Source organism: Vibrio sp. 2033, from assembly GCF_033339735.1.
This window is the reverse complement of the sequence record NZ_JAWOVC010000133.1, coordinates 1-986: the sequence shown is the minus strand read 5'-3', so window position 1 is coordinate 986 and position 986 is coordinate 1. Positions and strand designations below refer to the sequence as shown.

Annotated in this window: 2 protein-coding genes; both read left to right on the top strand. The window is 50.0% G+C overall.

From position 1 onward, the window contains the following. Positions 1 to 149 precede the first annotated feature (149 nt). Entirely contained in the window at positions 150 to 500 is a 351-nt protein-coding gene (locus R7P74_RS25120; protein WP_318123359.1) for a type II toxin-antitoxin system RelE/ParE family toxin, read from the top strand. Between the two features lie 4 nt (positions 501 to 504). Next, entirely contained in the window at positions 505 to 807 is a 303-nt protein-coding gene (locus tag R7P74_RS25115) for an XRE family transcriptional regulator (protein WP_000124640.1), read from the top strand. Positions 808 to 986: the final 179 nt, after the last annotated feature.

Sequence of the window (986 nt, the reverse complement as noted above, 5' to 3'; positions counted from 1 at the left end):
TAGTCACATGACTATATCGAGGCTTATTCTACCCCCTATTTTAGTCACATGACTACTTACTGACATTTCGGCCCCCATCGCCGCCGATTTTTCTTGATTATAGGTTTGAATCTATATAGGATTGCACCTATATTAAGTAAGGAGAAATCATGTGGGTCATCGAGACAACCGACACCTTTGATGAGTGGTTCGATGCTCTGGATGATACCGATAGAGCAAACGTGCTGGCTTCGATGATGGTGCTGCGAGATAGAGGCCCCATGCTGTCGAGGCCATACGCGGATACTGTTAACGGTTCATCCTACAGCAACATGAAAGAGCTTCGGGTCCAAAGCAAAGGAGATCCTATCAGAGCGTTCTTTGCGTTCGATCCAAAGCGTAAGGGGATTCTTCTCTGCGCCGGTAACAAGACCGGGGACGCGAAAAGGTTTTATGAAGTAATGATCCCAATTGCAGACCGCGAGTTTGCGGCGCACTTGGATAAATTGAAGAAGGAGTGACGTTATGGCAAGAACTCTTGACCAAATGCTGGCAACAGAAAAGCCTGAGGTTGTTGCCAAAGCACAGAAAGCGGCCACTGAGATGTTACTGAACATCCACTTGGCAGAGCTTCGTGATCGCATGAACCTTACCCAGGGGGAAATTGCTGCATCTCTGGGTGTGAGACAGCCGACAGTCTCCGAGATGGAAAAACCTGGACGAGATCTCAAGCTGTCGTCCATTAAGCGGTACGTTGAGGCCTCCGGTGGCAAGCTACGCCTCGATGTTGAACTTCCGGACGGCACCCACTACGGCTTTGCCGTTTAACTCGATACGCCCCGTTATGGGGCGTATTACTTCTCTTGCTCTTCTTCCAGCCGTTTTCGGTATATCTCTCCTGCACGTTCCCTGCCATCGTCGGTCAGCCTAAAGGCCAGCTTTAGAGAAGCATTCCGGTACTTGTTCAACAGGCCGTTCTCCACCAGCGTGTGGCATGACGTTCGGAA